The following is a 25,504-nucleotide window of genomic DNA, read 5'->3' as shown; positions in this document are numbered from 1 at the left end:
CGCCGGGGCCGGCCGAGCTCAATCGGGATGCCGTCGCGCGATCGCACCGATTCGGGTAGCAGGCCCCGTCCCCACTCTGGCGCCGCCGCGGCGGTGGCGTTCAGCGCTGCGGCTGTCCCCCCGCCGCGGGGCGCGCCGCCCACAGCTGTGGCGTCGTCACGCAGCGGAACCCGAGGTGGCTCAGGCCCGAGTCGGGGGAGGAGGCCATCTTGGCGCTGGGCCGGTAGCTGGAGCAGTAGCTGGCGTGGCACAGGAACGAGCCGCCCTTCTGCACGCGGCTGTCGGGCGTCAACGGGTTGCGCGGATCGGCCGCGCGGGCCGGTCCCGTGGGGTTGGAGCAGCAGGTCCCCGGCTCGGTCTCGGCCACGCGCCGGCCGTAGGTGCCGGGGTCGAAGCGATCCGCGGTCCACTCCCACACGTTCCCGGACATGTCGAACAGGCCCAGCTCCGAGGGCGGGAAGCTGCCCACCGGCGCTGCGCCGACGAAGCCGTCGAGGGCCTCGTTGTGGTGGGGGAACTTCCCCTGCCAGATGTTGGCCAGGTGCCGGCCGCCGGGCTCGAGTTCGTCGCCCCAGGCGAAGCGCTGGCCGTCGTGACCGAAGCGAGCGGCGCGCTCCCATTCGGCCTCGGTCGGCAGGCGCTTGCCGGCCCAGGCGGCAAAGGACACCGCGTCGTCCCAGGCCACGTGCACCACCGGATACCGCTCTCGGCCTTCGATCGAGCTGCCCGGACCCTCGGGATGACGCCACGACGCGCCGGGGGTCCAGGTCCACCACTGGCTCACGTCGTCGAGGTAGACGGCATGGGAGGGCGGCGTGAAGACCAGGGATCCGGGGACCAGCACCCCGGGCGGCGGCTCGGGCGTTCCGGGCGGGAGTTGAGCCTTGAGCTCCTCCCAATCCGGCGCCCGCTCCGCGATGGTCACGTAGCCGGTGGCATCGACGAACTGCGCGAACTGCGCGTTGGTGACCTCGGTGCTGTCGATCCAGAACCCGTCGAGTTGGACCGGGTGGCCAGGCCGCTCGTCCGCGCGCGCCTCGGGGCCGTCCCAGCCCATGTTGAAGCGTCCCGGCGGGACCCAGACCATGCCCGCAGGGGACGGCGCGGGTGCGGTCGATTGCTCGCCGGCCTGGACCGGCGCGTCCGTCGCGACTTCGCCCGCCGACGACCCCGGCTGTGCCGGCGCCGGGGCGCAGGCGGCCGCGATGCCCGCGAGCCCGACGGCCGCGAGCGCGTGCAAGGGGGGCAGCGACCGACGCCGCGGCCAATTCGGGGAGCAGGGCTGAACCATGTACGGCCGAGCGTAGCGACTCTTGCGCTCCCCGGCGATTGGACCGCCTGTCACTGCTCGGTCAGCCTTACTGCCCGGTCAGCGTCACCGCCCGGTCAGCGTCACCGCCCGGTCAGCGTCACCGCCCGGTCAGCGTCACCTCTGGGCCAGCCTCACCGCTGTGCCGTAGGCCAGGACCTCGGCCGCGCCCGACGCGATGGTCGAATTGGCGAAGCGCAGGCCGACGACCGCGTCCGCGCCCTGGGCTCTGGCCTCGGCCACCATGCGGTCGATGGCCTGCTCGCGGGCCTCGGCCATCAGCTTCGTGTAGTCGTCGATCTCGCCCCCGACGAGGTTCTTCATGAAGGCCCAGATGTCGCGACCGAGGTGGCTGGCGCGCACGGCGCTGCCGCGCACGAGCCCGATCGTCTGCGCGATCTCGCGATCCGCGATAGCCGGAGTGGTGGTGATCAGCATGCCTGGCGGGCGCTCACCGGCGCACGTGGACGTAGGGGTCGAAGGGCAGGTTGCGCGTGCGCCAGCGCAGGGCGGCCGCGAGCAGCATGACGAAGCCGGCCAAGCCCGCGCCGCCGCTGAACAGCAGGGCGTGCTCGCCGACTTCGTTCTGGATTCCGAGCAAGAGCAGCGCGGCCTCGGTGCCCAGGCCACCGAGCAGCAGGGCCAGGCCGCCACGGGTGAACAAGCGGTGCCAGGGATCGGCGCGCAGGCGCTCCCACTCGTGGTCCTGGGGTTCGGGCGGGGCCATCTGCCTGGCGAGGAGGGCCAAGCCTTGCAGTTCGGCGACCTCCCGCGCGAGGCTCGGCTCGCGTCGCAAGCGCGACTCGAACTCGGCCCACTCACCGGCGGGGAGTTCCCCGTCGACGTAGGCCATGGCCTTCAACTGGTCGGGCGTGGGGTGCTCTTGGGAGCTCATCTCGGAGGCCTGGGGCGTTCGGGGGGGGCCGCCACGGGAGTCGGGTCTTCGGTCTCGCCGAGCAGCGGACCGAGCTGGTCGCGCAGTCGTCGGCGCGCGTGGAACAGGCGCGACATCACCGTCCCCTCGGGGATCGACAGGGCCTCGGCGATCTCGCGGTAGGAGAGCTCCTGGGTGTGGCGCAGGGTCAGGATCTCGCGGTCGCGAGGCTTCATCTCCGACATCGCGCGCTCGAACAGGGTGCGGACCTCTTCGATCTCGGCGCCGCGGCTGGGCGAGGGTCCCTCGTCGACGATCTCCCAGGGACTCTCGTCCTCGTCGTGGGCGTCGAGCGAGGAGCGCTTGAGGCGCTTGGTCTTGCGCAGGAAGCTGAAGCAGGTGTTGCGCAGGATGCGGTGGAACCAGGGCAGGAACGGCTGGTCCTCGCGGAAGGTCTCGCGCGCCCGGTAGACCTTCATGAAGGTCTCCTGGGAGAGGTCGAGGGCGTCGTCGCGCGAGCCGACCATGGACGAGGCGACCTGGAAGGCGCGCCCGCGCAGTTGAGCCACGAGCTCGTCGAACGCGTGGCGGTCGCCAGCCTTGGCCGCGGTCATCAATCGGGTTACCTGGCATTCCATCGAGGGCGGCTCATACGCCGCCTCGTTGCGCCTATTCATGGGCTGCCTCGGCTCCATCGCGGACTCCTTCGGTCCGGGCGCGGGGATCTGGCTCCCATCGGACTGCTCGGGGGCCTCAGACATCGGCTCGCTCCCGACCCGCCTCGGCCAGGGCCCAATGGGCGGCGCGGCGATTGGCGCCGGGCTGGCCCAGCCGCGACGCGGCCAGATCCAGTCCCTCGCGGGCGGCGCTGCGCTCGGGTCCGTCGACCCAGAGGGTCCTCAGCGCTTCGAGCACGTCGCCTCTCGGCCCGTCGCCCGCGAAGCACCATTCGGGGCAGACCTCGCGCCCGACCAGTAGGTTCGTCGAGGCGAAGAAGGGCACGGTCAGCACGTGCTGGGCCAGCCAAGCCTCGAGCTTCGAATCGACGCGGTAGACGACGGCCGTCGGCAGGCGGTGGTGCAAGAGGTCGAGCAGGACCGTGCCCGAGACCGAGAAGGCCGCACGGCAGTCGCGCAGGGTCGCGTGCAGGGAACCGAACCGCAGGTCGACCCAATCGGTGGCCCCGGCCTGTTCGACCAGTTCCCGAACGGTGGGCTCCAACTCGGTGCGGTCGTGGGGCAGCGCCACGCGCAGCTCGGGGAACTGCTGTCGCAGCTCTGCCACGACGCCCAGCATCCAGGGCAGGTTGCGCCGCAGGACCGAGTTGCGGCTGCCCGGCAACAGGGCCAGGGTCGAGCAGCGGTCAGGGTCGGGATTGGCGGGTACGCGGGCCAGGGCGTCCTGGATCGGATGCCCCACGTGGGCGGTGCGCACCCGGTGCCGATCGAACCAGGGCGGCTCGAAGGGCAGGATCGACAGGGCCAGGTCCACGGCCGCGCGGTAGCCGCCCACGCGCCAGGGCGCCCAACCCCAGTACTGTGGCGTGACGAAGTGCACGACGGGAACGCCGTAGCCCCGCGCGATGTGACCCAACGGCACGTGCAGGGCCGGCGAATCCACGGCGATCATCAGGTTCGGCCGACCGTCGCGCAGCTCGCGGGCGGCGTCGGTCAGCAGGCGCAGGTAGAAGGGCAGGGCCGCGACCACCCCGAAGCCCATGGCCGACTTGGCCACGGGATCGCCGACCCGGCGCACGCCCTTCTCGTCCAGGCGTTCGCCGCCCAGGCCGGTCAAGGTCGGGGTGGCGAGGCCGTGCTCTGCCGCGACCTCGCACAGCGCATCGATCAGGTGCCGCGCATGCAGCTCGCCGGAGGGCTCGGCGCAGGAGATGAACACTCGCAGCGGGCGGCCGCGGTCGAGCTCCGGCGCGGGGGGACTCAGCGCGGGCGGGTCATCCGGCGGGGAGCCGCTCCTGAGGTCGCCGAGGACCTCGGCCTCGAGCCGACGCCGGGTCAGGAAGTAGGCCACCAGACGCAGGGGGCCGAGGAGCAGCGCCCCGAGGGCACGGGCGAACTCGCGCGCCACCGCAAGTTGCGGCGGGAGGCCGTGGCGAGCTCTGCGCTCGGAGTGGCCTCGGGTCAAGGTGGGGCGCGGCTGGTGCGTCTCCAAGGACTCTTTGTGCCCGCGGGGCGCGGCCCGGGCAAGGCTGCACGGTCGAGGATTGCTGCCGACGAGGGGTAACATGGGCCCCTCGTGCAGCTCGTCGGCATCTTCCTCGGAGCATTCGTGCTCTACAACGTCCTGTCCGTGGTGCCCCTGATCGGGGGCCTGGTCAGGGCTTCGTCGCTGCTCGGATTCCTGGCCTGCTTCCTGATCGTCTCGGCCCTCGCCAAGCGCCTGGTCGCGTCGCGCGAGGCGCGCACTCGCGATGGGGCCAGCCTTGCGGATCTGCGCCGGGTGAACACGCCCCATGGTCGCGGCAAGCTCGGCGCCGCGCTCCTGGCCCGCGGTCGCGTGCGTGCGTCGATCGAACCCCTCGAGGAGGCGCGTCGTGGCGATCCGGAGGCGATCGAGTGGCCCTATCGGCTGGGCTGCGCGCGCCTGGCCAGCGGGTCGCCCCAGCCCGCGGTCGCGGAGCTCCGCGCCGTGGTCGAGCGGGACGAGGAGTACGCCTACGGCGGAGCCCTGATGCGCCTGGCCGAGGCGACCCTGGCCAGCGGCGACCCGGCGGGGTCCCTGGAGCTGCTCGAGCGGGTCGACCGCAACCACGGCCCCTCGCCCGAGGCCGCCTACCGCCGGGGCCGCGCCCTGGTGGCCTTGGGCAGGTCGGCCGAGGCCAAGACCGCCTTCGCGTCAGCCCGCCAGCTCGCCGACGAGGCTCCGAAGTTCCAACGCAGCGAGGCTCGCGGTTGGGCGCTGAAAGCTTGGTGGGCCGGGCTCACGACGGCAGGCGCCGCTCGAAGCTGAGCAACGACGCGATCAGCAGCACGATGTTGATCACGCTGAAGGGCACCACGCGGTTCATCAACACCCCGCCGTTGTCGCGGATGTTCTCGAAGGCCTTGGGGTCCACGTACTCGTAGGGCGACCAGTCGTTGACGCCCGGCACGAAGTAGGCGGCGTAGAGGGCGATCCCGATCAAGAGCAGGGTCAAGATCAGGCGAATCACGTTCTGCGCCCGCGTGGAGCACAGGAACGCGAGGCCATAGATGATCAACAGGAACAGGGCCGAGTGCAGGCCGGCCGAGGCCCACAGCCACGGATCGTCGGTGACGGGCTCGAGCGGAACGTCCAGCACGTGGGCGATCCAGGGGCCCATGGCGCTGGTCACGACGAAGGGCACCAGGATCGCCAAGGCGCCCGCGAGGTAGCGCTCGAGCAGCACGCGCCAGCGCGGTTGGGGGCGGGCCAGCCAGACCTCCAGGGTGCGCCGCTCGGACTCGCCGGCCACGGCGCCGGAGGCGAACAACACGGCCACGAAGGTGCCGGTGGTCGCGCCGAACTTGAAGAACTGCTGCACCGCCATGTAGCCCCAGTCGCTCTGGGTCGTGGCGTCGGAGAGGATCTTGAATTGGCTACCGAGGTTGCTGGCGAGGCGCACCAGGGCGCTCATCTCGTCCAGGAACTTGGGGTAGAAGCCGATCGTCACCGAGAGGTGCGCGAGCAGGAACAGGGAGAAGATCAGGCCGCGAAAGAAGGCCGAGCGCCAGACGTAGGGCATGGGGGATCAGAGGCCTTCCACGCCGTAGAGGTCGCGGTAGAGCTCGCGCAGGGAAAGCTGGCCGTACTCGACCTTGGCCGGGCGCGGCCAGTCGGTGCGCTGTGCGACGAGGCCCAGGATCGGGCGCGGATCGTCGCTGTCGAGCTCGATCGTGGTGCGCGAGCCGTGGGCCATGACCGCCACGGCGCCGTTGGAGCGGGCCGCGGACTCGAGGTCCGCCGGCGGCTCGTCGGGCCACTCGACGCGCACCAGGCGACGCGCGCGGGCAGCCAGGTCGACCGCGCTCTCGTCGGCGATCAAGCGGCCCGCGGACAGGAACAGGAGCCGGTCGCAGGAATGGTCGACCTCGCCCAGGTGGTGGGAGGAGAGCAGGGTCGTGCGCCCGGGGCTGGCGTCCTCGCGCAACAGGTCCATGACCTCGCCGCGCTTGCTGGGGTCCAGGCCCTCGGTGGGCTCGTCCAGGATCCGCAGGGGCACGTCGGGAGCCAGGGCCGCGGCGAACAGCAGTTGTCGCTTCATCCCGTGGCTGAACGAGCGCACCCGGCCGCGGCGCGGCAGGCCCAGGCGCTCGAGCAGCTCGATGCCGCGCGCCACGGAGGAGCGCTCGCGGCCCTTGAGCAGCCACTTCAGGTGTGCCTCGCAGCGCAGCTCGCCGTAGAAGCCGAGCTCTCCGGGCGCGAAGGTGCAGCGCGCGCGCACGGCGGTGCCGTCGCCGTGCAGGCGCACCCCGGCCACCGTGGCCGAGCCGCCGCTGGGGCGCAGCAGGCCGACGACCATCCGCATCAGGGTCGACTTGCCGCTGCCGTTGGGGCCGATCAAACCGACGATCGAGCCCGGCTCGAGGTCGAGATCGAGGGGTTGCACGGCGATCTTGTCGCCGAAGTGGCGCGTCAGACCTCGCAGGGAGGTCGAGACGCCCGTGAACCCGGGCGCGCTCGGTTGGGTGGTGGTGGTCAAGGCAGGATTCCGGCGGCGCGCATGCGCGGGTAGACGAGCTCTGCGAGGGCGCCGTAGCCGTCGCCGTTCAGGTGGAAGTCCGGGTCCCGGGGCAGCTCGACGTTGGCGGGCGCGTTGCCCTCGGCCAACTTGGCCAGGTAGGCCTGGACGGCCTCGTCGGCGAAGTACTGCTCCAGTTGGAACTCGCGCGCGGGTCCCTCGCCCTCGGGTCCGCGGTCGATCCCGTCGAGGTTGCCGCGCATCCAGCCCAGCATGTTGAAGGTCGGTAGACCCTCCTCTTCGAAGATCCCGTCCGCGAATTCCACCAAGGGCAGGATTTGCCAGTTCGGGTCGCGGGCGTCGCCCATCCAGCTCATCAGCGGCTGGTGGATCACGAACAGCGGGATGTGGCGCTCGCGACAGATCTGCGCGATGCGCGCGATGGCCGCACGGGTCGCCTCGCGATTCTCGGGGCGATTGTGGGACCAGGGGCTCCGGTCGGAGAGGTGGGGCGACGGGCCGCGAGTCAGCCGGGCCTCGTAACGCCGCTCGATCCAGTCGTAGAGGTGACTCGAGAACATCAGCCGACGCAGCCCCGCCGGCAGGGGCATGGCATCCCCGTACAGGATCCGCAGGTCCTCGTCGTAGAAGAAGCCGTCGGCCAGGATGTCGTTGGTGTTGAAGTACAGCAGCACCACGTCCGGATCGATGGCCAGACCGTCCTGCTCCAGGGCGCGCAGTTGCTGCCCCGTGTGGTAGCCGGGCACGCCCATGTTGACCCCGCGCCAGGTGACGTCGCTGCCGGCCGCGCGCTCGGCCGCGGTGGCCTTGGCGGCCAGGCGCGCCACGACGGTCTCGTCCTCGTCGCACCACATGCCGAAGCAGAAGGAATCGCCCAGGGCCAAGAGGCGCCGTTCGCCCGCGGGCTTCTCGGTCGGGAACTCCTCGCCCCGGCTGCGGTGGGAGTTGGCGCGAAAGGTCCAACCGTCGACCTGGGTCACGGCCCCAGGGCGCATGGCGTAGCGGCGTACCGGATCGTCGACTTCCTCGTAGAAGTCCGATTGCAGCAGCTCCGCCCAGCGCCGGTGGGTGCGGTTGAGGCCCGCTTCCAGGGCCGCGTCGCGGTCACCGGAGAGGCGCAGGCCGACCTCGAGCGCGACCCCGGCGAGGATCAAGGTCCCCAGCGCCACGGCAACCGACAGCAGCAGCTTGTGCAGCGTCCGTCGACCGCGGCGGACGCGCGCCTCGCCCGCGGGGCCAGGGTCGGGGCTGTCACCGGGGCTCATGCCCGCGGAGAATACGGCCCGTGGACGACCCCGGGCAAGCGACGCAGGTGCTCAAGCGCGACGGACTCGGCCGCGTCGAGCTCGTGCCGGGTGATCCGGCGCTGGTGCGTCGCGTGGCCTGCGGCGGGTCCGTGCCCGCCTCGCGCCTGGTGGCGCAGGTTCTCCTGGCCCGTGAGCGACGTGCCCTGGAGTGCTTGCAGGGTCTCGACGCGGTGCCCGTTCTGATGGGCGAGCAGAGCCGCGCCTGCGGTCTGCGAACCTACCTCGCCGGCCAGCCCCTGCACCGGGCGACGGCCCTGCCCCGCGACTTCTTCGAACTGCTGGAGCAGCTGGTGGGTCGGCTCCACGAGCGCGGCGTCTGCCACAACGACCTCCACAAGGAGCAGAACATTCTGGTCCTCGAGAACGGGCGACCGGCGCTGATCGACTTCCAGTTGGCCAGTGTCCACCCGCGGCGAGCTGGCCGCAGCTTCCACTCGAGATGCGGCGACGACCTGCGCCACGTCCACAAGCATCGGCTGCGCTACGAGCGCCGCGGTCGACCGAAGACCGAGCAGGAGCGGGCCCGCGGGACCCAGCGTCGTCGATCGCCCTTGGCAGCCGTTTGGCGCCGCACGGGCAAGCCCCTCTACAACTTCGTCACGCGGTGCATCCTGCGCACCCGCGACGGCGAGGAGCGCCGCCCGAGCAGTGGCCCTTGGCCCACCTGGACCGCTCCGCTTGGACGGGACTAGTGTCCTGGATCAGAGCCCGGCCGAAGCTGCACAGGGCGAGGTCGACGCCGCCACGTCGCCGCCCTGGCGCCTTCGCTCGGGGCTGTTCGCAGAACGGCGCAGGCTCGTGGGCAGCGCCCTACGACAGGGAGTTGGCGTTGACTCTCCGGGCCGGGAACCGGCCCATGTCGAAGCCCGTGGGCCCCGTCCCGTGTCCCCGTGGTCGGGTGGGCAGACCCCCGAGCCGAGGGCGCGAGCGGATCGAGGCTCGGCACGCTCCGCTGCGGGTCGACGAGCGTGATGAAGGCATGACGTGTTCGAGGCGCGGGCGCCTTCAGGGCATCGTGCCGCGTGTTCGCGATGCTCGTTTCGATCGAGGTCGGCCGTGACGAGTTCGCTTTCGACCACGGGCCGCGTTCCGAAGATCAACGGCGGCAGTCGACCGATCGTGTGGGGCGATCGGGCTGCCGTCCGCAGCCGGATCAGCAACTTCCTGCCGACCGTGGCGGACGCCGGCTACATGGAGACCTTCATGGGCTGGGAACTGATCTGCCGCGACGAGCGCGACCTGGCCGAGCTGGCCAGCACCCTGGCACCGGACGAGGTCGCCCGCACGCGGGTCCACGCGGACCCCTTCGGAGTCGTCGCCTACCTCGAAGTCGAACGCCGCGGCTGACGGGCGTCCCCGACCCGCTCGAGCCAGCGCGCGAACAGGTCTTGGCCACACTCGCTGAGGATCGAATCCGGGTGGAACTGCAGGCCGTCGTGGGGCAGGTGCCGGTGGCGCAGGGCCATCGGACAGCCGTCGGAGGACCACGCGGCCAGCTCCAGCTCGGCGGGGAGGCTCGCTGGGTCGACGGCGAGGGAGTGGTACCGGCCGACCTCGAGGGTCGAGGGCAGGTCCAGGAACAACCCCCGGCCGTCGTGGTCGATGCGGTCGGCGCGCCCGTGTTCCGGGCGCGGCGCGCGGACCACCCGCGCACCGTGGACCTGTGCCAAGACCTGGTGCCCGAGGCAGATTCCGAGCAGCGGTAGATCGGGCGGAGCCATCCGGACCAGGGCCGCAGTTGCGTGCGCCGCCGCCGGATGCCCTGGGCCAGGACCGAGGACCACACCGGTGGGCTTGCGCGCCAGCAGCTCGGCTGGCTCGAGTCCATCGAGTCTGACGACCTCCACCTTCGCGCCGAGGGCGAGCAGGCCCTGGGCGACGTTGAAGGTGAACGAGTCGCGATGGTCGAGGAGCAGGATCAAAGCGGCACGGAGGTCGGCCGGGGCCCTGGCGACGGCCGGCGCGGGAAGCGTATCGTGCGCCCATGGACATCGTCATCGTCGGCGCCGGTGAGGTGGGCTTCCACCTGGCCGACATCCTGGCGCGTGAGTCGCATCGCGTGAGCGTGATCGACAGCGACCCGGGCAAGATCCGCCGGCTGCGGGAGACCCTGGACGTGCAGGCCCTCGAGGGGGACGGCACCCAGGCCTCGGTCCTGGCCAGCGCCGGGGCCAGCACCGCCGACCTGTTCATCGCCGTCACGGACAACGACCACATCAACATGGTGGCCTCGCCCCTGGCGCGCAGGATGGGCTCCAAGCGGGTGATCTTGCGTCTCAAGGACACCTGGCGTCTGCAGGGCTACTCGTTCTTCTACAAGCAGGCCCTGGGTTTCGACGTGGCCCTGTCCACCGACGAGCTGTCGGCCCAGGAGATCATCCGCACGGTCCGCGAGCAGCACGCCCTGGAGGTCGAGTCCTTCGCCGACGGTCGGGTCCAGTTGCGACGCGTGCGGATCAGCGAGTCGGGGGAGCTGACCAGTGCGGCCCTTTCGAAGTTGGACCTGCCCGACAACGTCGTCGTAGCGGCCATCGCCCGCAAGAAGAGCTTCTTCGCCGCCCACGGTGACGACCGGCTCGAGAAGGGCGACCAGGTCTACCTGATCGGTCGCAGCGCGGCTCTCGATCAGTTCGAGTTCCTGACCGGCGCCAGGCGCCTGGGTCGGCGCTCGGTGGTGATCATGGGGGGCGGCCGGGTGGGCAGCCAGCTCGCCATGCGTCTGTCGGAGCTGCCGGGCCTCTCGATCCGCATCCTCGAGCGCGACCCGGACCGGGCCCGGACGATCGCCGCGCGCTTCCCCGAGAACGTGATGGTGTTGGTCGGTGACGCCACCGACACGGACCTGTTGCGCGAGGAGCGCTTCGACAAGGTCAACGTGTTCATCGGCGCGACCGCCGACGACGAGGACAACCTGATCGCCTGTCAGCTGGCCAAGTCCTACGGCGCCGAGCGCACCGTGGCACTGCTCGACAAGCCGTCCTACCGCGATATCTACGACGTGATGGGAGTCGACTTCGCCATCTCGCCGCGCATCCTGTGTGCCAACCGGATCCTGCGCTTCGTGCGTTCGGAGGCGGTGATGTCGATCGCCGTGGTGGCCGAAGGTCGCGGCGAAGTGATCGAGATCGAGGCCCGCCTGCCCGGCGGCAAGAGCGACGTCAAGCTCAAGCACCTGGGCCTGCCCAAGGGCGTGGTGGTCGGCGCCGTCGTCCACGGTGACGACGTGACGATCCCCCGCGGCGAGACGACCATTCGCAACGGCGACCGGCTGATCGTCTTCAGTCTTGCGGAGAGCGTCGAAGAACTGAGCGAGTTCTTCGGAGTCAGCGATGGCTATGCCCTGGATTGACGGGCCCTGGATTGACGGGCCCTGGATTGACGGCCAGCCGCCGGCGCGAGCCGCGCAGCTCCCGTCGGATCGCGGGGTGCGACTTTGAACCTCGGCGCAGTCGCTTGGCTGCTGGGTCGCGTGATCCTGCTGATGGGCCTGTTCCAACTGGTCCCGGCGGCGGTGGCCGAATACTACTCCGAGCGCGACGACGCCCTGGCCTTCCTGCTGTCGGCGCTGATCGCCGTGCTCCTGGGTCTGGGCCTCTCGGCGATCTACCGCGGCCGCGCCCTGACCTCCGAGGGTCGCCCGGACTTCTTCCGCCGCGAGGGACTGGCCGCGGTGGGCTTGTCGTGGGTCGCCGCGTCGGTGCTGGGGGCCATACCCTTCGTCCTCGCCGGCGCCATCGCCAGTCCGGTGGATGCCTTCTTCGAGTCGGCCTCGGGCATCACCACCACAGGCTCGACCATCCTGCCCGCGGAGCATCTGGACGCGCTGAATCGCGGTGTCCTCTTCTGGCGCAGCTTCCTGCACTGGCTGGGCGGCGTCGGCATCGTGCTGGTGTTCGTGGTGTTCTTCCCGACCGGCGGGCGCAGCCTGTTCCGCTCGGAAGTGCCGGGCGTCTCGCGCGAGGCGGCCCACACCCGCGTGCGCGACAGCGCCCTGAGCCTGGCGCGGGTCTATGTGGGCCTGACCGTGATCCAGATCGGCGTCCTGACGATGACCGGAGTGGGGCTCTACGACGCGACCCTGCACGCCTTCGGCACCATCGCCACGGGGGGGTTCTCGAACCACTCGGCCAGCGCGGGCTACTTCGGGTCCTGGGCCTTCGAGGCCGTTCTGATCGTCTTCATGTTCCTGGCCGGGATCAACTTCGCGCTGTACGACTCGATCCTGCGGCGCGGCTGGCGTTCGGCCTGGGACACGGTGCGCGGTTCGACGGAGATTCGTGTCTACGCCGGGATCATGGCCGCGGCGACGGTGCTGATCACATCGGTGTTGTGGTTCTGGGGCGGATCCAACGGCGTAGCAGGGGCGGCCGACGGTCTGCCGGACTACTCGCACCTGAGCCTGTGCCTGCGCGACTCGATGTTCTCGGTCGTCTCGATCCAGACCAGCACGGGCTTCGGCACCGCCGACTTCGACCGTTGGCCCGACCTGTGTCGCGCGGTCCTGATGCTCTTGGCCGCGATCGGCGGCTGCGCCGGGTCGACGGCCGGTGGGATCAAGGTCGTGCGCGTCCTGATCGTCGCCAAGGTGGCGCTGCGCAGCGTGCAACACTTCTCACGTCCGCGCGCCCTGCACCAAGTCCGCATCGACGGCCAGACCTTGGACGAGCCCACGATCGCGATGGTCACCGGCTACTTCGGCCTGTGGTCCCTGGTGATGATCGCGGGCACCATTGCCTTGACCGCCCTGGACGTGGATCTGATCTCGGCCTCGACCGCCGTGCTGGGCACGCTCAACAACATCGGTCCGGGTCTCGCCGCGGTCGGACCGGCTCAGACCTTCGCGGACATGCCGGACCTGGCGAAGCTGCTGTGCTCGATCTTCATGATCCTCGGGCGACTGGAGTTCTACGCCCTCGTCGTCCTGTTCCTGCCGCGCTTCTGGCGCAGTTGAGGACCCGGGCCGGAGGCGATCAGAGCACGTCGTCGCGGTACGGCACACGGTGCCGCACGTCCGGGTCGCGGCGGTAGCTGACAAGGCGCCACAGGGACTCCGGGCCGACCACGGTCAGGTACGACTCGGTGCCCTCGGTGGTCTCGAGCATCAGGCGCCCCGAGACCAGGCCGAGGACCCGCGCGCGACCCTTCTCGTCGTAGACGAAGACTCCCGCGCCGGTCTGGTCGGTGGACCTGACCAGGGCGTCGGGCACCGCGAGCAGGATCCCGTCGACCGTGGGGTGACGCACGACCTGGGTCTCCATGCGCCAACGACCGTTGACATCGCGCCCTTGGATCCAAACCGGCTGGCCGTCCGCGGGGTCCGTGAATCCGAGCGGGATCGAGGGCACGCGGATCTCGGTGTCGACGGTGTAGAGGCCGCCGCCCACCGGCTCGATCACGCTCTGCTCGATGCTGGGGCCATCGCCGAACCACACGGCCACGTCGACATCTCCGGCGCGGGCCGTGCGACCCAGGAAGACGATGCCGTAGTTGGTCGAGACGCCCAGCTCACGACCGCCGCGGGTATCGATGATGACGGTGGGGTCGTACTGCAGCTTGGAGGTGGCGCAGCCGCCGGCCAGGAGGGCCACGGTCACGGCGAGGGGCGCGGTCAGGCGACGGATCATGGGCGGGATTCTGACACGGGCGGGGGGCCGGCCGCACGGGCGCAGTCCCGCCGTGACGGGCCAGTTGCCAGCACCGCTCGGTCCGTTCGGAAATTCCGGGCCAACATCAGCGCAAGCACGGGCGTAGGATCTTCTACCGCGGTAGTTGATGGGCCCGCCCGGGCCCCGACCCCACCCCGCGGCGGTCCGGGCCGATACCTCGGACCTCCGATCGAGACCCCCCGGGACGCCCCTTGGGCGCGCCTTCTTGCGATGTTCACCACCCGCAACCCCTGGGCCCTGCGGCCCCCCGTCCGCCGCCGAGGCAACGCCCTGACGGTCCTTGTCCTGGTCTTCGGCGCCCTGGCCCTGCTCGCGGCGGTGGGCTGGTTTCTGCTGGGGGCCAGGTCGTCCACTGCCGTGTCACCCGCGGGTGGCGGAGCTGCGCCTTCCGCGCCCGTGAGCGCCGCCGGACCGCGCGCGGACACGACCCTGCGCGCCGTCGGAGAAGAGTCGGCCGAGGGGCGCAGCGTCGACAACCGTGCGGTCGTCAGTACCGAGCTCGCGCCGACGGTCTCGCCGACCGAGCCCGAGGCCCAGGCCTCCTCCGGGCGACTCGTGGGGCGCATCGTCGACGATCTCGGCTCGCCCGTGGCCGATGCCGAGCTGGTCATCCGCGGCAACGCCTTCGCCATGGGTCAGGAGCCGCGCGAGGCTAGCAGTGGCGCCGACGGCCGTTTCGAGATCGACGGACTCGGGGGACGCGTGTGGACGCTCGAGGTCGGCGCGCAGGGACACGCGCCCGTGCGTCGGACCGACCTCGCAGTCCCGGCCGGCGGTCGACTGGACCTGGGAGACGTCACCTCCGCCCGCGGCGCGATCCTCAGCGGTCGGGTCATCGACGCGGGCGGCGCAGGGGTCGCCGGCGCGCGGATCTTCCCGCTCAGCAAGGACTGGTTCACCATCGGTGCACTGCTCGATCGGGAGCCCCTGGCGATCACGGACGGCGGCGGCGCCTTCGTCGTCGACCGCATCGAGGGCGGCGCATGGGCCCTGGTGGTGAACTCGGAGTTGCACCCGCCGGCCATGTTCGAAGGCGACTCCGCGGGACCGGGCTCGACCACGAGCGGGCTCGAGTTCCAGCTTTCCAGCGGTGCGACCATCAGCGGTCAGATCGTGGGTCTACCCGCTGGTCTCGCGGGGGACCTGGTGGTCCAGGCACGCTCCGTCGACCAAGAGCAACTGGGCCACAGCCGCGAGTTGGCGCCGGCGGCGGACGGTAGCTTCGCGCTCCCGGGCCTGGTGCCGGACGCGGTCTATCGGGTCCAGGTGCGCGAGTCGGCCAAGGTTCGAAGCGATCGCTCCCGGGACTTCCGCTTCGGCTACGCGGAGCCGCGCTCCCAGGCGGTCATCGCGCGCGGAGGCGACGGTGGCCTGATCCTGGAGTACAGCGTCGGCTCGTCGGTCAGCTTCCGAGTCGTCGACGACAACACGGGGCAGCCGATCGAGGACTTCGAGGCCAAGGCCAGCGGCCAATTCATCTACGAGACGGCGCAGGGGCCGGATTCAGAGCGGCCCAACCATCACCCCGGCGGTCTAGCGCGAATCGAGAACATGAGCGCGAACGCGGGGGCGGCCGGTGTGCAGCCGACCCTGTCGATCGAAGCCGTGGGCTACGAGATATTGAAGCTCGAGCTGGGAGTGCTCCAGCCGGGCCAGGGCCGAGACCTCGGGGACCTGCGCCTCGAGAGCGCCGAAGTGATGCTCGTGCGCGTCGTCGATGGGCGTGACGGACAACCGATCGAAGGCGCGAGGGTGAACGTGTCGCCCTGGTCTCCGCCCCAGCCCGAGGGGGCCACGCGCTCCATGTCCCTGTCGATCTCGGTCGACGATTCCGGTGCGACCCAATCGATCGATTGGGGTGGCGAGAGGCGCTCGGCGGTCACGGACGCCGATGGAATCGCGCGCTTGACGGCGCTCGAGGGCCAGGTCGAGTTGACGGTGACCGCCGACGGCTTCGCTCGACTGAACCAGAAGCCCGTCGAGTTGGAGTCCGGTGGCGAAGCCTACGAGGTGGCCCTCGACGAGGGCGGCGCAGTGCGCGTATTGGTCGTCGACGAGGCCGGCACCCCGCTCCCCGGGGCCAGGGTCGAACACCGTTCACCCAGCGACGGCGGGTTCGAGGGCATGCGGATCATCGGCGGCTCCTTCGGCGGCGGCGGGGAGGTCTCCGACGCCGAGGGACAGATCGCCTTCCAGAACCTGGAGCCCGGTGAACACCGCTTCAGGATCAACACGTCGCGCTCCACCGGCGGCGGGTTGGGCAACTTCGTTTTCGCCAGTGTGGACGAATCGGCGCCCGACGAGAGTTGGATCGTCGTTTCCGTCGTCGCCGGGGAAGTGGCGGACCTGACCCTGGTCTCGCCAACGCTGACGGTGCTGCGCGGCCGGATCTCGGAGTCCGGGTCGCCCCTGATCGGCGCCACCGTTTCACTCTCGAAGGCCGGCGACGCCAGCTCCCCGATGCTGAGGCTGCCCGGCATGGGCGGACCCTCGGCGCGCACCGACGCCGATGGTCGCTACGAGATCGAGGGTATCCAGCCCGGCGAGTACGAGATCGAGGTCACCCACGCCACGCGGGCCATGCCCTACACCTTGGAGACGGAGCTCTCCGATCCGCAGGAGCGGCTCGACCTGGACCTGCCCTTGACGGTCGTTGCGGGGCGCATCGTCGACAAGCACGGCGAGCCCATGGCTGGGGTCGTAGTCGAGGCCAAGGAAGTGCAGCAGGCGACGGGCGGACCCCAGGTCGTCGGGTCGATGCGCGCCGTTAGCCTTGTGACCTTCGATTCGGGCGGTGGGTCGGGCGGAATGGTGACCTTCGGTGGTCCGGACCAAGCGGTGTCCGTGCGAACCGACGCGGACGGCAAGTACGAGCTGCGCGGAGTGGCCGCCGACCGGCCGATTCGAGTCGAGGCCAAGCCCGAGCTGGGCGAGGAAGGTGAGAGCGACGTCTTCGAGGTCCCCGCGGGAGAGCGTCGCGACGGCGTCGACATCGAGATCGCGCCGGCGGGAGCCATTGCCCTGGACCTGGTCGACAGCGATGGGCGGCCCTTTGGGGTCTGCATGGTCGCCGCGCGCTGGCAGGGCAACGAGGACGACGCGCCCGAGCCCCGTCGCGAGTTCGTCTCCGAGAGCGGCGAACTGCTGCTCGTCGGCCTGCGGCCTGGGACCTGGGAGCTGTCGGTCAGTTCCTTCGGTCCGGACGGAGCCAGCAACACGGTCGCGAGCCAGTCGGTCGAAGTCGAGGCGGAGGTCCGACAGCCGGTGACCTTGACGATCCCCTGACCCCGGCCACCAGGGCCGACGGGGCCGACGGGGCCGACGGGGCGCGCCGCACGGGTGATCCCGGCGGCGCGCCCCAGTACCATGCCCCGGCCGATGTCCGAGCCGACCTACGACGCGATCGTCTTCGACCTCGACGGGACCCTTGTCGGCGAGGACGGCCACGTGCGCCCGCGGGTGGGCGACGCCGTACGGGGCCTCGTCGCACGGGGCGTGCCGGTGATGATCGCGACCGGCCGCTCCGAGCTCGGCACGGTCCAGATCGCGCGTGAGCTGCAGATCGAGCTGCCCTGCGTGGTCTACAACGGGGCTGGCCTGTGGTGCCCGCGCAGCGACAAGCTGCTCGAAGAGCGGCTGATCTCCGATGTCGCGGTGCAGCGGACCTTGGCCTTCGCGGCCGAGCGCGAGCTCTTGACTTCGGTCATGCAGAACCACCGCAAGTTCGCCTCGCGACCCGCCGATCCCCAGGAACTCGACGCCCTGCGTGGCTTGGAAGGGCTCGAGCTGGTCGAGCGCGCCGACCTGCCGACCGAGTACCTGATCCGCATCTCGATCTACTGCCGCTCGAGTCGCGACTCGGGCAGCCTGGCCCGGGAGCTCGAGGCCGTGATCGATCGACCGATCTACCTGACCGACTTCCCGCTCAACTGGCTCGCCCACCAGCGCAGCAGCGCCTACCAGGTGGTGGACGTGCAGCCCCCCTGCCGGGGGAAGGGCGAAGCCATTCGCTGGCTGTGGGAGGAGCGCGGGATCGACCCCGCGCGGGTGGTCGCCGTGGGCGACGCGACCAATGACATCCCCATGTTCGAGCGCGCCGGACTGGCGGTGGCGATGGGGGAGTCGATGACGGAGGCCAGGGCATCCGCTCACCGCTCGATCGGATCCTGTGACAGCGATGCGATCGCCGACCTGATCGCCGAGCTGTTCTGATCCCGCCCCCGCTCAGGCGGCGGACGGGTTCCTGGCACCTGACGTCCGCCTGACCCGGGTCATTCGGTCTCGCCCGCCTCGCGTCGCCGGGCCTCCGCGCGCCAGCGCGGGCCCTCGAGCACCGCGCAACCGACGCAGGGCTGGGGGTAGTCGCGCTCGAACATGCGCTTGCGAAGCTTCTGCATCTTCTCACCGTTCCACACGCCCTCGAAGCCCTCCTCGAGCACGTTGCCGAGCTCGAGTTCCACGGGGGCGCGACAGCAGGGGTAGGCCCGCCCGTCCGGCTCGACCTTGAAGTAGCCGGCGACCATCGGGCAGAAGCCCTCGTGTTGGATGCCCAGCTCGCCGTGCATCATCTCCAGCACCGTGCCCGAGTTGATGCGGCTCGCCACGGGCGCGTAGTTGTACTCACCGCCCAGGGGCTCGCGGACTTCGAAGAAGATCCCGACTCCGCGCTCTTCGGCCCGCGCCCGCATGGACTCCAGGCGCGCGGCCACGTGCTGCTCGCCGTCACGCTGGAAGGGGTCGAGCTCCTGGAACTGCGGGCTGTTGGGCAAGAGCTCCAGGACGGTGATGCGCGAGCCGCCCAGGTCCGCCACGAAGTCCACGTAGTCCTCGAGGTCCGGCAGGCACTCGTGGGCCAGGACCATGTGGTAGACCACGGGGATCCCGTGTTCGCGGCAGACGCGCGTGGCGTGGCGCGAGTGCTCGATCACCGTGGCGAAGTCCGCCGGCGCCCGCAGCTTCTCGAACACCTCGGGCTTGTGGCTGTCGACCGAGAGGGTCAACCGGTGCAGGAAGGGCAGCATGCCCTCCAAGACCGCCGGGGTCAGCAGCATCGCGTTGGTGATGATGTCGAGGGCGACCTGGTGCTTCTCCAGCATCGGTCGCAGCCGCTTGAAGTTGTTCAGGAGCGGCTCGCTGGTGGCGCTCGGCGTCCAGATCGTGGTCAGGGGCAGGAGCGCGTCAAGTAGGTCCTCCTGCAGGTCCAGGGGGGTCGAGACCACCGGCGGGTTCTCCACCTGGCTGCACATGATGCAGCGCAGGTTGCAGGCGCTGTTGGTGGAGTACTCGAGGTAGTAGGGCCTCGACGACCACTCCAGCCTCCCCGCGGCCAGGTCACCCGTGAGCGCCACGAAGTTCGCCACCTCGCGCTCGTACTTGCGCCCGCCCGAGGGCTTCGGTGTCGTCTGGCCGGTCTCGGTTTGCTGACTCACGTCGCTCATCGCGGCACCGTTTGTATCACAGCCAGGAGCACGGCGCGCTCACGCAGGCGAGCAGCCTCCACGGGCACTCGTGCTTACCGGCGCCACGATCGCCCGTGCCTCCGATCGCCCGTTCTCAGGCGGCGTCACCACCCGAAGCGGGCGAGTCCTTGCCCGAGCCTGCCTTTCCGGCGGTCTTCGACTTGCCCGAACCGGGTTCGGTCGAGCCGCTCGCCTTGGGCTCCGCGGCCTTCGATTGCGCCGCCGAGGTCCCTGCCGCCGCGGAATCCGGGGCGGAGGACTCCGCACCCTTCTCCGCTGCCTCCCGCTGCTTGTAGGAGTCCGAGCGGTAGTCCGTCTGGTAGAAGCCCGCCCCCTTGAAGATGAAGCCCGCACCGCCGCCGATCTGGCGTTGGAGCCGCAGCTTTCCGCACTGTGGGCACTTGCGCTTGGGTCCTTCCCGCATCGATTGGAAGAACTCCACGCGCGCCTCACAGGCGCCGCAGACATAGGCGTAGGTCGGCATCTTGATGGGAGCGGTGCTGTTGGGACGGATGGGGAGCGAGTGAGCGGGCGGGACGACTGGCGAGCGCTCGCTCAGCCCTCGGAGTCGGGATCGCTCGAATCGCCGCCTGCTTCGGCAGCGACGCGCACTTCTGCGTGGCGAAGGACCCGGCCGCGCCAGGTGTAGCCGCGGCGGACCGTCTCGAGGACCGTATTGGGCTCGGCGTCCGGGTCCTGCACGCGCGCCACGGCCTGGTGCAGTTCGGGATCGAAGCTGCCCCCGTCGGCGATGGGCTCGACGTCGCTCTCCTCGAGCGCCGTGGCCATCTGCCGGCGGACCAACTCGACGCCCATGGCCAAGTTCTGGGCGTCCTGGCTCTGCGCCGGGCTCATCAGGGCCATGTCCAGGTGGTCGATGACCAGCAGCAGGTTCCGGAGCAGGGGCTCCATCGTGCGGCGCAGTCGGTTCTCCACGTCGGTCGAGGACCGCCGCTTGAGGTTCTGGTAGTCCGCCTGGGCGCGCTGCCAGTGACCCAGGTACTCGTCCCGCTGGGCGCGCAGGGACTCCAGGCTGTCATCCCCAGACTCCTGCGCCGACTCGGGGGCTGCGGGGTCCTCGACCGAGTGGGGCTCGCGCTCCAGCGGCTCGAGCTCGTCGACCGGGATCTCGCCGTTGGTGGTGTCAGGATGGTTCTTGGTCATCGTGCTTCGATCGTTCCGAGCGGGCCAGTTGGTCCCGATCGGGCCTCCCCGAGGCTGGTCTGTCGCGCCGTACTCGTTCTCTTGCTGCGCCGCCGGGTCCCGCTCAACCGTTGAAGTAGTCCGTAATGCGCTCGAGGATCGTGCGGGAGCCGGTGCTCTCACCCTCGATCTCCGCGAACTCCCGCAACAGGTCCTTCTGACGGTCGGTGAGCTTCTTCGGGACCTCGACGAAGACCCGCACCAATTGATCGCCGCGGCCCGAGCCTTCCAAGTGCGGCAGGCCCTGTCCGCGCATTCGGAAGACCCGTCCGGGCTGGGTGCCGGCCGGGATGTTCATGTCGGCCTTGCCGCGCAGGGTCGGAATCTCGACCCGATCGCCCAGGGCCAGTTGCGAGAAGCCAAAGGGGATCTCGGTGATCAGATCCGCGCCGCCGCGCTGGAAGACCGCGTGCTCGGCCTCACGCACGATGCAGTAGAGGTCGCCGCGGGGCGCCCCCGGATCACCGGTGTCACCGGCGCCTGACACGCGGATCCGCATACCGTCCTCGATGCCCGCCGGGACCTGGATCACGACCTCGCTCTCGACCGTCTTGCGCCCGCTACCGCTGCAGACCGTGCAGGGGTCGCTGATCGCCTGTCCGCGCCCCTGGCAGGTGGGGCATGCAGTCTGCACCGCGAAGAAGCCCTGGGTGCGCTGGACGCGCCCGGCCCCGGCGCAGGTGGGACAGGTCGTGGGGGCGGCGCCGTCCTTGCCCCCGTTGCCGTTGCAGGAGTCGCAGTGCTCGTGTCGCTTGAGCGAGATGGTCCGCTCGACGCCGCTGTCGATCTCCTCGAGGGTCATCTCGAGCACGATCTTCAGGTCGCGTCCGCGGCGCGGTCCACGCTGGCGCCTGCGGCCGCCCCCGAAGAGGTCGCCGAAGAAGCCACCGCCGCCACCACCGCCGAAGATGTCCCCGAAGGCGTCGAAGATGTCCTCGAGGTTCGAGAAGCGCTGGCCGCCGGCCGCGCCGCCGGAGAAGGCCGCATGACCGAACTGGTCGTACTGACCGCGCTTCTGGGCGTCGCCGAGGATGTCGTAGGCCTCCGCGGCCTCCTTGAACTTGCGTTCCGCGTCCGGATCGTCGGGGTTGCGATCCGGGTGGTACTGCATCGCCAACTTGCGATAGGCGCGCTTGATGTCGTCGGCGCCGGCGTTGCGCTCGATCCCGAGCACCTCGTAGTAATCGCGCTTCTCGCTCATCGTCGTCTGTCGCTGTCGGGGGGTGGGACGGATCGAGGGCGGCGACCTTCGAAGTCGCCGCCCTCTCTTGTGCGCGGACCCCCGGCCGGAGCCAGGGACCCGAGTGCGCCCGGGCCCCGCCCCGGCGGGTATCAGCGGTGAACCGCTCGCGTCGCGTCGCGGTTCTCGAGGGTCAGGAGAGGCTGCCGGTGATGGCCTGGCGGTCGTCCTTGAGCTCGGTCACCATGGAGTCGGTGGTCAGCAGCAGGCCGGCGATCGAAGCCGCGTTCTGCAGCGCCGAGCGCACGACCTTGGCGGGGTCGATGATCCCGGCCTTGACCATGTCGACGTACTGACGGTTGAGGGTGTCGAAGCCGAAGTTCTTGCCCTTCTCGCGGATCATCTCGACGACCACCGAACCATCCTCGCCGGCGTTCTCGGCGATCTGGCGGGCGGGCTGCTCGAGCGCGCGGCGCACGATGTCGACGCCGAACTTCTCGTCGCCCTTGGTGCGGGTGTCGACCAGTGCGTCGGCGGCGCGCAGGAGCGCCACACCGCCACCGGGCACGACGCCTTCCTGGATCGCGGCGCGGGTCGCGTTGAGCGCATCCTCGACCAGGTCCTTGGCGGCCTTCATCTCGGACTCGGTGTCGCCACCGACCTTGACCACGGCCACGCCGCCCGAGAGCTTCGCGAGGCGTTCCTCGAGCTTCTCGCGGTCGTAGTCGGAGCTGGTCTTCTCGATCTGCGTGCGGATCTGGGCGCAGCGCTCCTTGATCGCCTTGGCGGTCCCGCCACCCTCGACCAGGGTGGTGGAGTCCTTGCTGACGCGCACGCGCTTGGCCGTACCGAGGTCGGCGATGCTGATGTTCTCGAGGCTCTGCCCGAGCTCCTCGGTGATCGCCACGCCGCCGGTCAGGGCCGCGATGTCACCCAGGTAGGCCTTGCGACGCTCGCCGAAGCCGGGCGCCTTGACGGCGCACACGTTCAGGATGCCGCGCAGGCGGTTGATCACCAGGGTGGCCAGGGCCTCGCCCTCGATGTCCTCGGCGATGATCAGCAGCGGGCGGGCGGTCTGGGCCGTCTTCTCCAGCAGCGGGATCAGGTCCCGGGCGCTGGTGATCTTCTTCTCGTGGATCAGGATGTAGGGATCCTCGAGCTCGGCGATCAGCTTCGACGCGTTGGTGGCGAAGTAGGGCGACAGGTAGCCCTTGTCGAACTCCATGCCCTCGACCAGCTCAAGCTCGGTGCCGAGGCCGGTGTTCTCCTCGACCGTGATCACGCCGTCGTCGCCGACCTTCTCGAAGGCGTCGGCCAAGAGCTTGCCGATGGTCGGGTCGTTGTTGGCCGAGATCGTGGCGATCGACGCCTTCTCGGCGTGGGTCTTGATCTTGCGGGACATGGACTCGATCTCGGCCACTGCGGTCGCCACGGCCTTCTCGATGCCATTGCGCAGGGAGATGGGGTTCACGCCGGAGGCCAGGAACTTGAGCCCTTGCTCGAAGATCGCCGAGGCCAGCACCGTCGCCGTGGTGGTGCCGTCACCGGCCACGTCGTTGGTCTTCTTGGCCACCTCGAGCACGAGCTTGGCGCCCATGTTCTCGAAGGGGTCGTCGAGGTCGATCTCCTTGGCCACGGAGACGCCGTCCTTGGTCACGGACGGGGCGCCGAAGGACTTGGAGAGGATCACGTTGCGGCCCGCCGGGCCCATCGTGACCCGCACGGTCTTGGCGAGCTTCTCGATGCCGACGCGCATCTTCTGGCGTGCGGTGTCGTCGAACAGGATCTGCTTGGACATGGGTGGTTTCTCTTCAGCTTGTTTCGTGTGTTCGGAAGTACGGGATCAGGCGCAGGCTCGGATCAGAAGCCCATTCCGCCCATGTCACCCATGCCGCCCATCCCATCCATTCCGTCCATTCCGCCGCCGGGGGGCATAGCGCCCTTGGGCTCGGGCTTGACGGCGATCAGGGCGTCCGTGGTCAACAGCAGGCCGGCCACGCTGACGGCGTTCTGCAGGGCCGCCTTGGTCACCTTGGTCGGGTCGACGATGCCCGCATCGAGCATGTCCACGTACTCGCCCTTGAGCGCGTCGAAGCCGTAGGTCTTGCTCTTGTCCCGCATCACGCGGTGAGCCACCACGGCGCCGTCGAAGCCGGCGTTCTGGGCGATCGTCATCAGCGGACGGGCCAAGGCTTCGTTCAGCAGCTCGAGGCCCATCTTGTAGTCCTCGTCCTTCGACGGGAGCTTGGCCAGCACGCCGCGCGCGCGCAGCAGGGCCACGCCGCCGCCGGGCAGGATGCCCTGCTCGACTGCCGCACGGGTCGCGTGCAGCGCGTCTTCGATCAGCGCCTTGCGCTCCTTGACCTCGGTCTCGGTCGCGCCGCCGACGTTGATCTGGGCGATGCCACCGGTCAGCTTGGCGAGGCGCTCCTGGAGCTTCTCGCGGTCGTAGTCGGAGGTGGTGCGTTCGACCTCGCGCCGGATCTGGGCGATGCGGCCGTCGAGGGCCTTCTGCTCACCCTTGCCGCCGACGACGATGGTGTTGTCGGAGCTGACGATCACGCGACGCGCGGTCCCCAGGTCCTTGAGCGTCACGCGCTCCAGGTCCAAGCCCAGGTCCTTCATGATCGCGGTCGCACCGGTCAGGGTCGCGATGTCGATCAGCATGGCCTTGCGGCGCTCGCCGTAGCCGGGAGCCTTGACCGCGCAGACGTCGACGATGCCGCGCAGCTTGTTGACGACCAGGGTCGCCAGGGCCTCGGAGTCCACGTCCTCGGCGATGATCAGCAGCTGCTTCTTCGAGCCCTTGACGGCCTCGAGCAGGGGCAGCAACTGCTGCACGCTGGAGATCTTGCCCTCGTGGACGAGGATCAGCGGGTTGGTGTAGGCGCACTCCATGGCGCTCGTGTCGGACACGAAGTGCGCCGACAGGTAGCCACGGTCGAACTGCATGCCCTCGACGATGTCGATGTCGGTCTCGAGGCTCTTGCCTTCTTCGACCGTGATCACGCCGTCCTTGCCGACCTTGTCCATCGCACCGGCGATGAGCTTGCCGATGCGCGGGTCGTTGTTGGCGCTGATCGTCGCGACCTGGGCGATCTCGGCCGAGGTCGTGACCGACTTCGAGGCCTTGTCCAGGGCCGCGGCGACGGCCTCGGAGCCGTCGCGCAGGGCCGCGTTGAGGCGGTTCGGCGAGGCGCCGGCCGTCAGGGCGCGCAGGCCGTGGGTGAAGATGCTCTCGGTCAGGAGCGTGGCGGTGGTGGTGCCGTCGCCGGCCACGTCACTGGTCTTGCTCGCGACCTCGCGGACGAGCTGGGCGCCCATCTGCTCGTAGGGGTTCGAGAGCTCGATCTCCTCGGCGACGGAAACGCCGTCCTTGGTGATCGTCGGTGCGCCCCAGCCCTTGTCGAGGACCGCGTTGCGACCGCGCGGACCGAGGGTGCTGGTGACGGCCTTGGCGAGCTTGGCGACGCCCTCGCGAAGTGCTTCGCGCGCGTCTGCCTCGAAAACCATCTGCTTGGCCATGGGGGTGTGATCTTGTGTGGGTTCCGGCGCGTTGGGCGCCGGGCGAGGCGGACGAGCTGTCCGTCTGGAGAGCGCCGTCGCCTCGTGGGGATGACTGACCCGCGGGAGGCGGGCGGCTTCGCGCGGTGGCGCGAGCGCTGTGGAAGCCTTACGCCTCAGCAAAGAGAATGCCGCGGCGGAAACCAGGGCTCCGGAGCTCGGCCAGGCGCCCTGGGCCGGGACTTCGCTGCCACACTGGCAGGCGTCTCTGTTGCCTCTCCAGAGGACTGTCAACCTGGCAGCGGGCGGCGACCCGCGGACCGG

General features: G+C 70.1%; 23 protein-coding genes. 7 read left to right on the top strand and 16 right to left on the bottom strand.

Features of this window, described 5'->3' with window-relative positions; translation table 11 throughout:
• Positions 1-100: 100 nt before the first annotated feature.
• From Pla133_RS15525 to Pla133_RS15505, 5 genes are all read right to left on the bottom strand, one after another.
• The gene (locus Pla133_RS15525; RefSeq protein ID WP_419191576.1) at positions 101-1,240 is read right to left on the bottom strand and encodes a formylglycine-generating enzyme family protein; all 1,140 of its coding nucleotides are present in this window, start codon (positions 1,238-1,240) and stop codon (positions 101-103) included.
• 186 nt (positions 1,241-1,426) lie between these two features.
• The gene (locus Pla133_RS15520; protein ID WP_145066825.1) at positions 1,427-1,747 is read right to left on the bottom strand and encodes a YbjQ family protein; all 321 of its coding nucleotides are present in this window, start codon (positions 1,745-1,747) and stop codon (positions 1,427-1,429) included.
• Positions 1,748-1,760: 13 nt separating this feature from the next.
• On the bottom strand, positions 1,761-2,204 hold the full coding sequence (locus tag Pla133_RS15515) for a hypothetical protein (protein WP_145066823.1): 444 nt from the start codon (positions 2,202-2,204) through the stop codon (positions 1,761-1,763).
• Positions 2,201-2,821 carry an RNA polymerase sigma factor gene (locus tag Pla133_RS15510; protein WP_419195446.1) on the bottom strand — a complete coding sequence of 207 codons (621 nt, stop codon included), beginning with the start codon at positions 2,819-2,821 and terminating at the stop codon, positions 2,201-2,203. Before Pla133_RS15510 ends, Pla133_RS15515 begins: the two co-directional genes overlap by 4 nt.
• Before the next feature lie 115 nt (positions 2,822-2,936).
• A complete protein-coding gene (locus Pla133_RS15505; protein ID WP_419191574.1) occupies positions 2,937-4,325 on the bottom strand; it encodes a lipid-A-disaccharide synthase in 1,389 nt (462 codons plus the stop codon).
• Between the two features lie 111 nt (positions 4,326-4,436).
• Here Pla133_RS15505 and Pla133_RS15500 point away from each other — a divergent pair, with 111 nt between their 5' ends.
• Entirely contained in the window at positions 4,437-5,150 is a 714-nt protein-coding gene (locus Pla133_RS15500) for a tetratricopeptide repeat protein (RefSeq protein ID WP_145066817.1), read from the top strand.
• On the opposite strand, the gene Pla133_RS15495 is transcribed toward Pla133_RS15500, so the two are convergent.
• Genes Pla133_RS15495 through Pla133_RS15485 form a run of 3 tightly spaced genes read right to left on the bottom strand, consistent with a single transcriptional unit; the run spans position 5,122 to position 8,126 of the window.
• Positions 5,122-5,904 carry an ABC transporter permease gene (locus Pla133_RS15495; RefSeq protein WP_145066815.1) on the bottom strand — a complete coding sequence of 261 codons (783 nt, stop codon included), beginning with the start codon at positions 5,902-5,904 and terminating at the stop codon, positions 5,122-5,124. The genes Pla133_RS15500 and Pla133_RS15495 overlap by 29 nt on opposite strands.
• A 6-nt stretch (positions 5,905-5,910) precedes the next feature.
• Positions 5,911-6,861 carry an ABC transporter ATP-binding protein gene (locus Pla133_RS26365; protein ID WP_419191573.1) on the bottom strand — a complete coding sequence of 317 codons (951 nt, stop codon included), beginning with the start codon at positions 6,859-6,861 and terminating at the stop codon, positions 5,911-5,913.
• Entirely contained in the window at positions 6,858-8,126 is a 1,269-nt protein-coding gene (locus Pla133_RS15485; protein ID WP_145066813.1) for an SGNH/GDSL hydrolase family protein, read from the bottom strand. The genes Pla133_RS26365 and Pla133_RS15485 overlap by 4 nt, the downstream gene beginning before the upstream one ends.
• A gap of 20 nt (positions 8,127-8,146) precedes the next feature.
• Here Pla133_RS15485 and Pla133_RS15480 point away from each other — a divergent pair, with 20 nt between their 5' ends.
• The gene (locus Pla133_RS15480; protein WP_145066811.1) at positions 8,147-8,860 is read left to right on the top strand and encodes a phosphotransferase; all 714 of its coding nucleotides are present in this window, start codon (positions 8,147-8,149) and stop codon (positions 8,858-8,860) included.
• Between the two features lie 364 nt (positions 8,861-9,224).
• Positions 9,225-9,515, top strand: coding sequence for a hypothetical protein (locus Pla133_RS15475; protein WP_145066809.1), 291 nt, complete (start codon positions 9,225-9,227; stop codon positions 9,513-9,515).
• On the opposite strand, the gene Pla133_RS15470 is transcribed toward Pla133_RS15475, so the two are convergent.
• Positions 9,488-10,090 (bottom strand): anthranilate synthase component II, encoded by a 603-nt coding sequence (locus tag Pla133_RS15470; RefSeq protein WP_145066807.1) that lies wholly within the window; start codon positions 10,088-10,090, stop codon positions 9,488-9,490. The two genes, Pla133_RS15475 and Pla133_RS15470, sit on opposite strands and share 28 nt — an antisense overlap.
• Before the next feature lie 62 nt (positions 10,091-10,152).
• Between Pla133_RS15470 and trkA the strand changes: the two genes are divergently transcribed.
• Positions 10,153-11,517, top strand: a complete 1,365-nt coding sequence (trkA, locus tag Pla133_RS15465) for a Trk system potassium transporter TrkA (RefSeq protein WP_145066805.1) — start codon at positions 10,153-10,155, stop codon at positions 11,515-11,517.
• Between the two features lie 84 nt (positions 11,518-11,601).
• Positions 11,602-13,119 carry a TrkH family potassium uptake protein gene (locus tag Pla133_RS15460; RefSeq protein WP_145066803.1) on the top strand — a complete coding sequence of 506 codons (1,518 nt, stop codon included), beginning with the start codon at positions 11,602-11,604 and terminating at the stop codon, positions 13,117-13,119.
• 19 nt (positions 13,120-13,138) lie between these two features.
• On the opposite strand, the gene Pla133_RS15455 is transcribed toward Pla133_RS15460, so the two are convergent.
• Positions 13,139-13,792 (bottom strand): hypothetical protein, encoded by a 654-nt coding sequence (locus tag Pla133_RS15455; protein ID WP_145066801.1) that lies wholly within the window; start codon positions 13,790-13,792, stop codon positions 13,139-13,141.
• 252 nt (positions 13,793-14,044) lie between these two features.
• Here Pla133_RS15455 and Pla133_RS15450 point away from each other — a divergent pair, with 252 nt between their 5' ends.
• Positions 14,045-17,119, top strand: a complete 3,075-nt coding sequence (locus tag Pla133_RS15450; protein WP_145066798.1) for a carboxypeptidase-like regulatory domain-containing protein — start codon at positions 14,045-14,047, stop codon at positions 17,117-17,119.
• Between the two features lie 93 nt (positions 17,120-17,212).
• A complete protein-coding gene (locus Pla133_RS15445) occupies positions 17,213-18,046 on the top strand; it encodes an HAD family hydrolase (RefSeq protein ID WP_419191572.1) in 834 nt (277 codons plus the stop codon).
• A 59-nt stretch (positions 18,047-18,105) separates the two neighbouring features.
• Here Pla133_RS15445 and Pla133_RS15440 read toward each other — a convergent pair whose 3' ends face one another.
• The 6 genes from Pla133_RS15440 to groL (Pla133_RS15415) all read right to left on the bottom strand — a co-directional run bounded on the left by Pla133_RS15440 (position 18,106) and on the right by groL (Pla133_RS15415) (position 25,201).
• A complete protein-coding gene (locus Pla133_RS15440) occupies positions 18,106-19,272 on the bottom strand; it encodes an SPASM domain-containing protein (RefSeq protein WP_145066794.1) in 1,167 nt (388 codons plus the stop codon).
• 115 nt (positions 19,273-19,387) lie between these two features.
• Complete coding sequence (locus Pla133_RS15435; protein WP_145066792.1) at positions 19,388-19,777, bottom strand: FmdB family zinc ribbon protein; 390 nt, start codon at positions 19,775-19,777, stop codon at positions 19,388-19,390.
• A 71-nt stretch (positions 19,778-19,848) separates the two neighbouring features.
• Entirely contained in the window at positions 19,849-20,457 is a 609-nt protein-coding gene (locus tag Pla133_RS15430; RefSeq protein WP_145066790.1) for a nucleotide exchange factor GrpE, read from the bottom strand.
• A 103-nt stretch (positions 20,458-20,560) separates the two neighbouring features.
• Complete coding sequence (dnaJ, locus tag Pla133_RS15425) at positions 20,561-21,697, bottom strand: molecular chaperone DnaJ (protein WP_145066788.1); 1,137 nt, start codon at positions 21,695-21,697, stop codon at positions 20,561-20,563.
• A 172-nt stretch (positions 21,698-21,869) separates the two neighbouring features.
• Positions 21,870-23,474 carry a chaperonin GroEL gene (gene groL / locus Pla133_RS15420; RefSeq protein WP_145066786.1) on the bottom strand — a complete coding sequence of 535 codons (1,605 nt, stop codon included), beginning with the start codon at positions 23,472-23,474 and terminating at the stop codon, positions 21,870-21,872.
• Between the two features lie 62 nt (positions 23,475-23,536).
• The gene (groL, locus tag Pla133_RS15415) at positions 23,537-25,201 is read right to left on the bottom strand and encodes a chaperonin GroEL (protein WP_145066784.1); all 1,665 of its coding nucleotides are present in this window, start codon (positions 25,199-25,201) and stop codon (positions 23,537-23,539) included.
• Between the last annotated feature and the right edge of the window lie 303 nt (positions 25,202-25,504).

Origin of the sequence: Engelhardtia mirabilis, from assembly GCF_007748095.1 — a bacterium.
Taxonomy (GTDB): Bacteria; Planctomycetota; UBA1135; order UBA1135.
The sequence above is the reverse complement of the archived record's forward strand: the minus strand, read 5'-3'. Positions and strand labels throughout refer to the sequence as shown.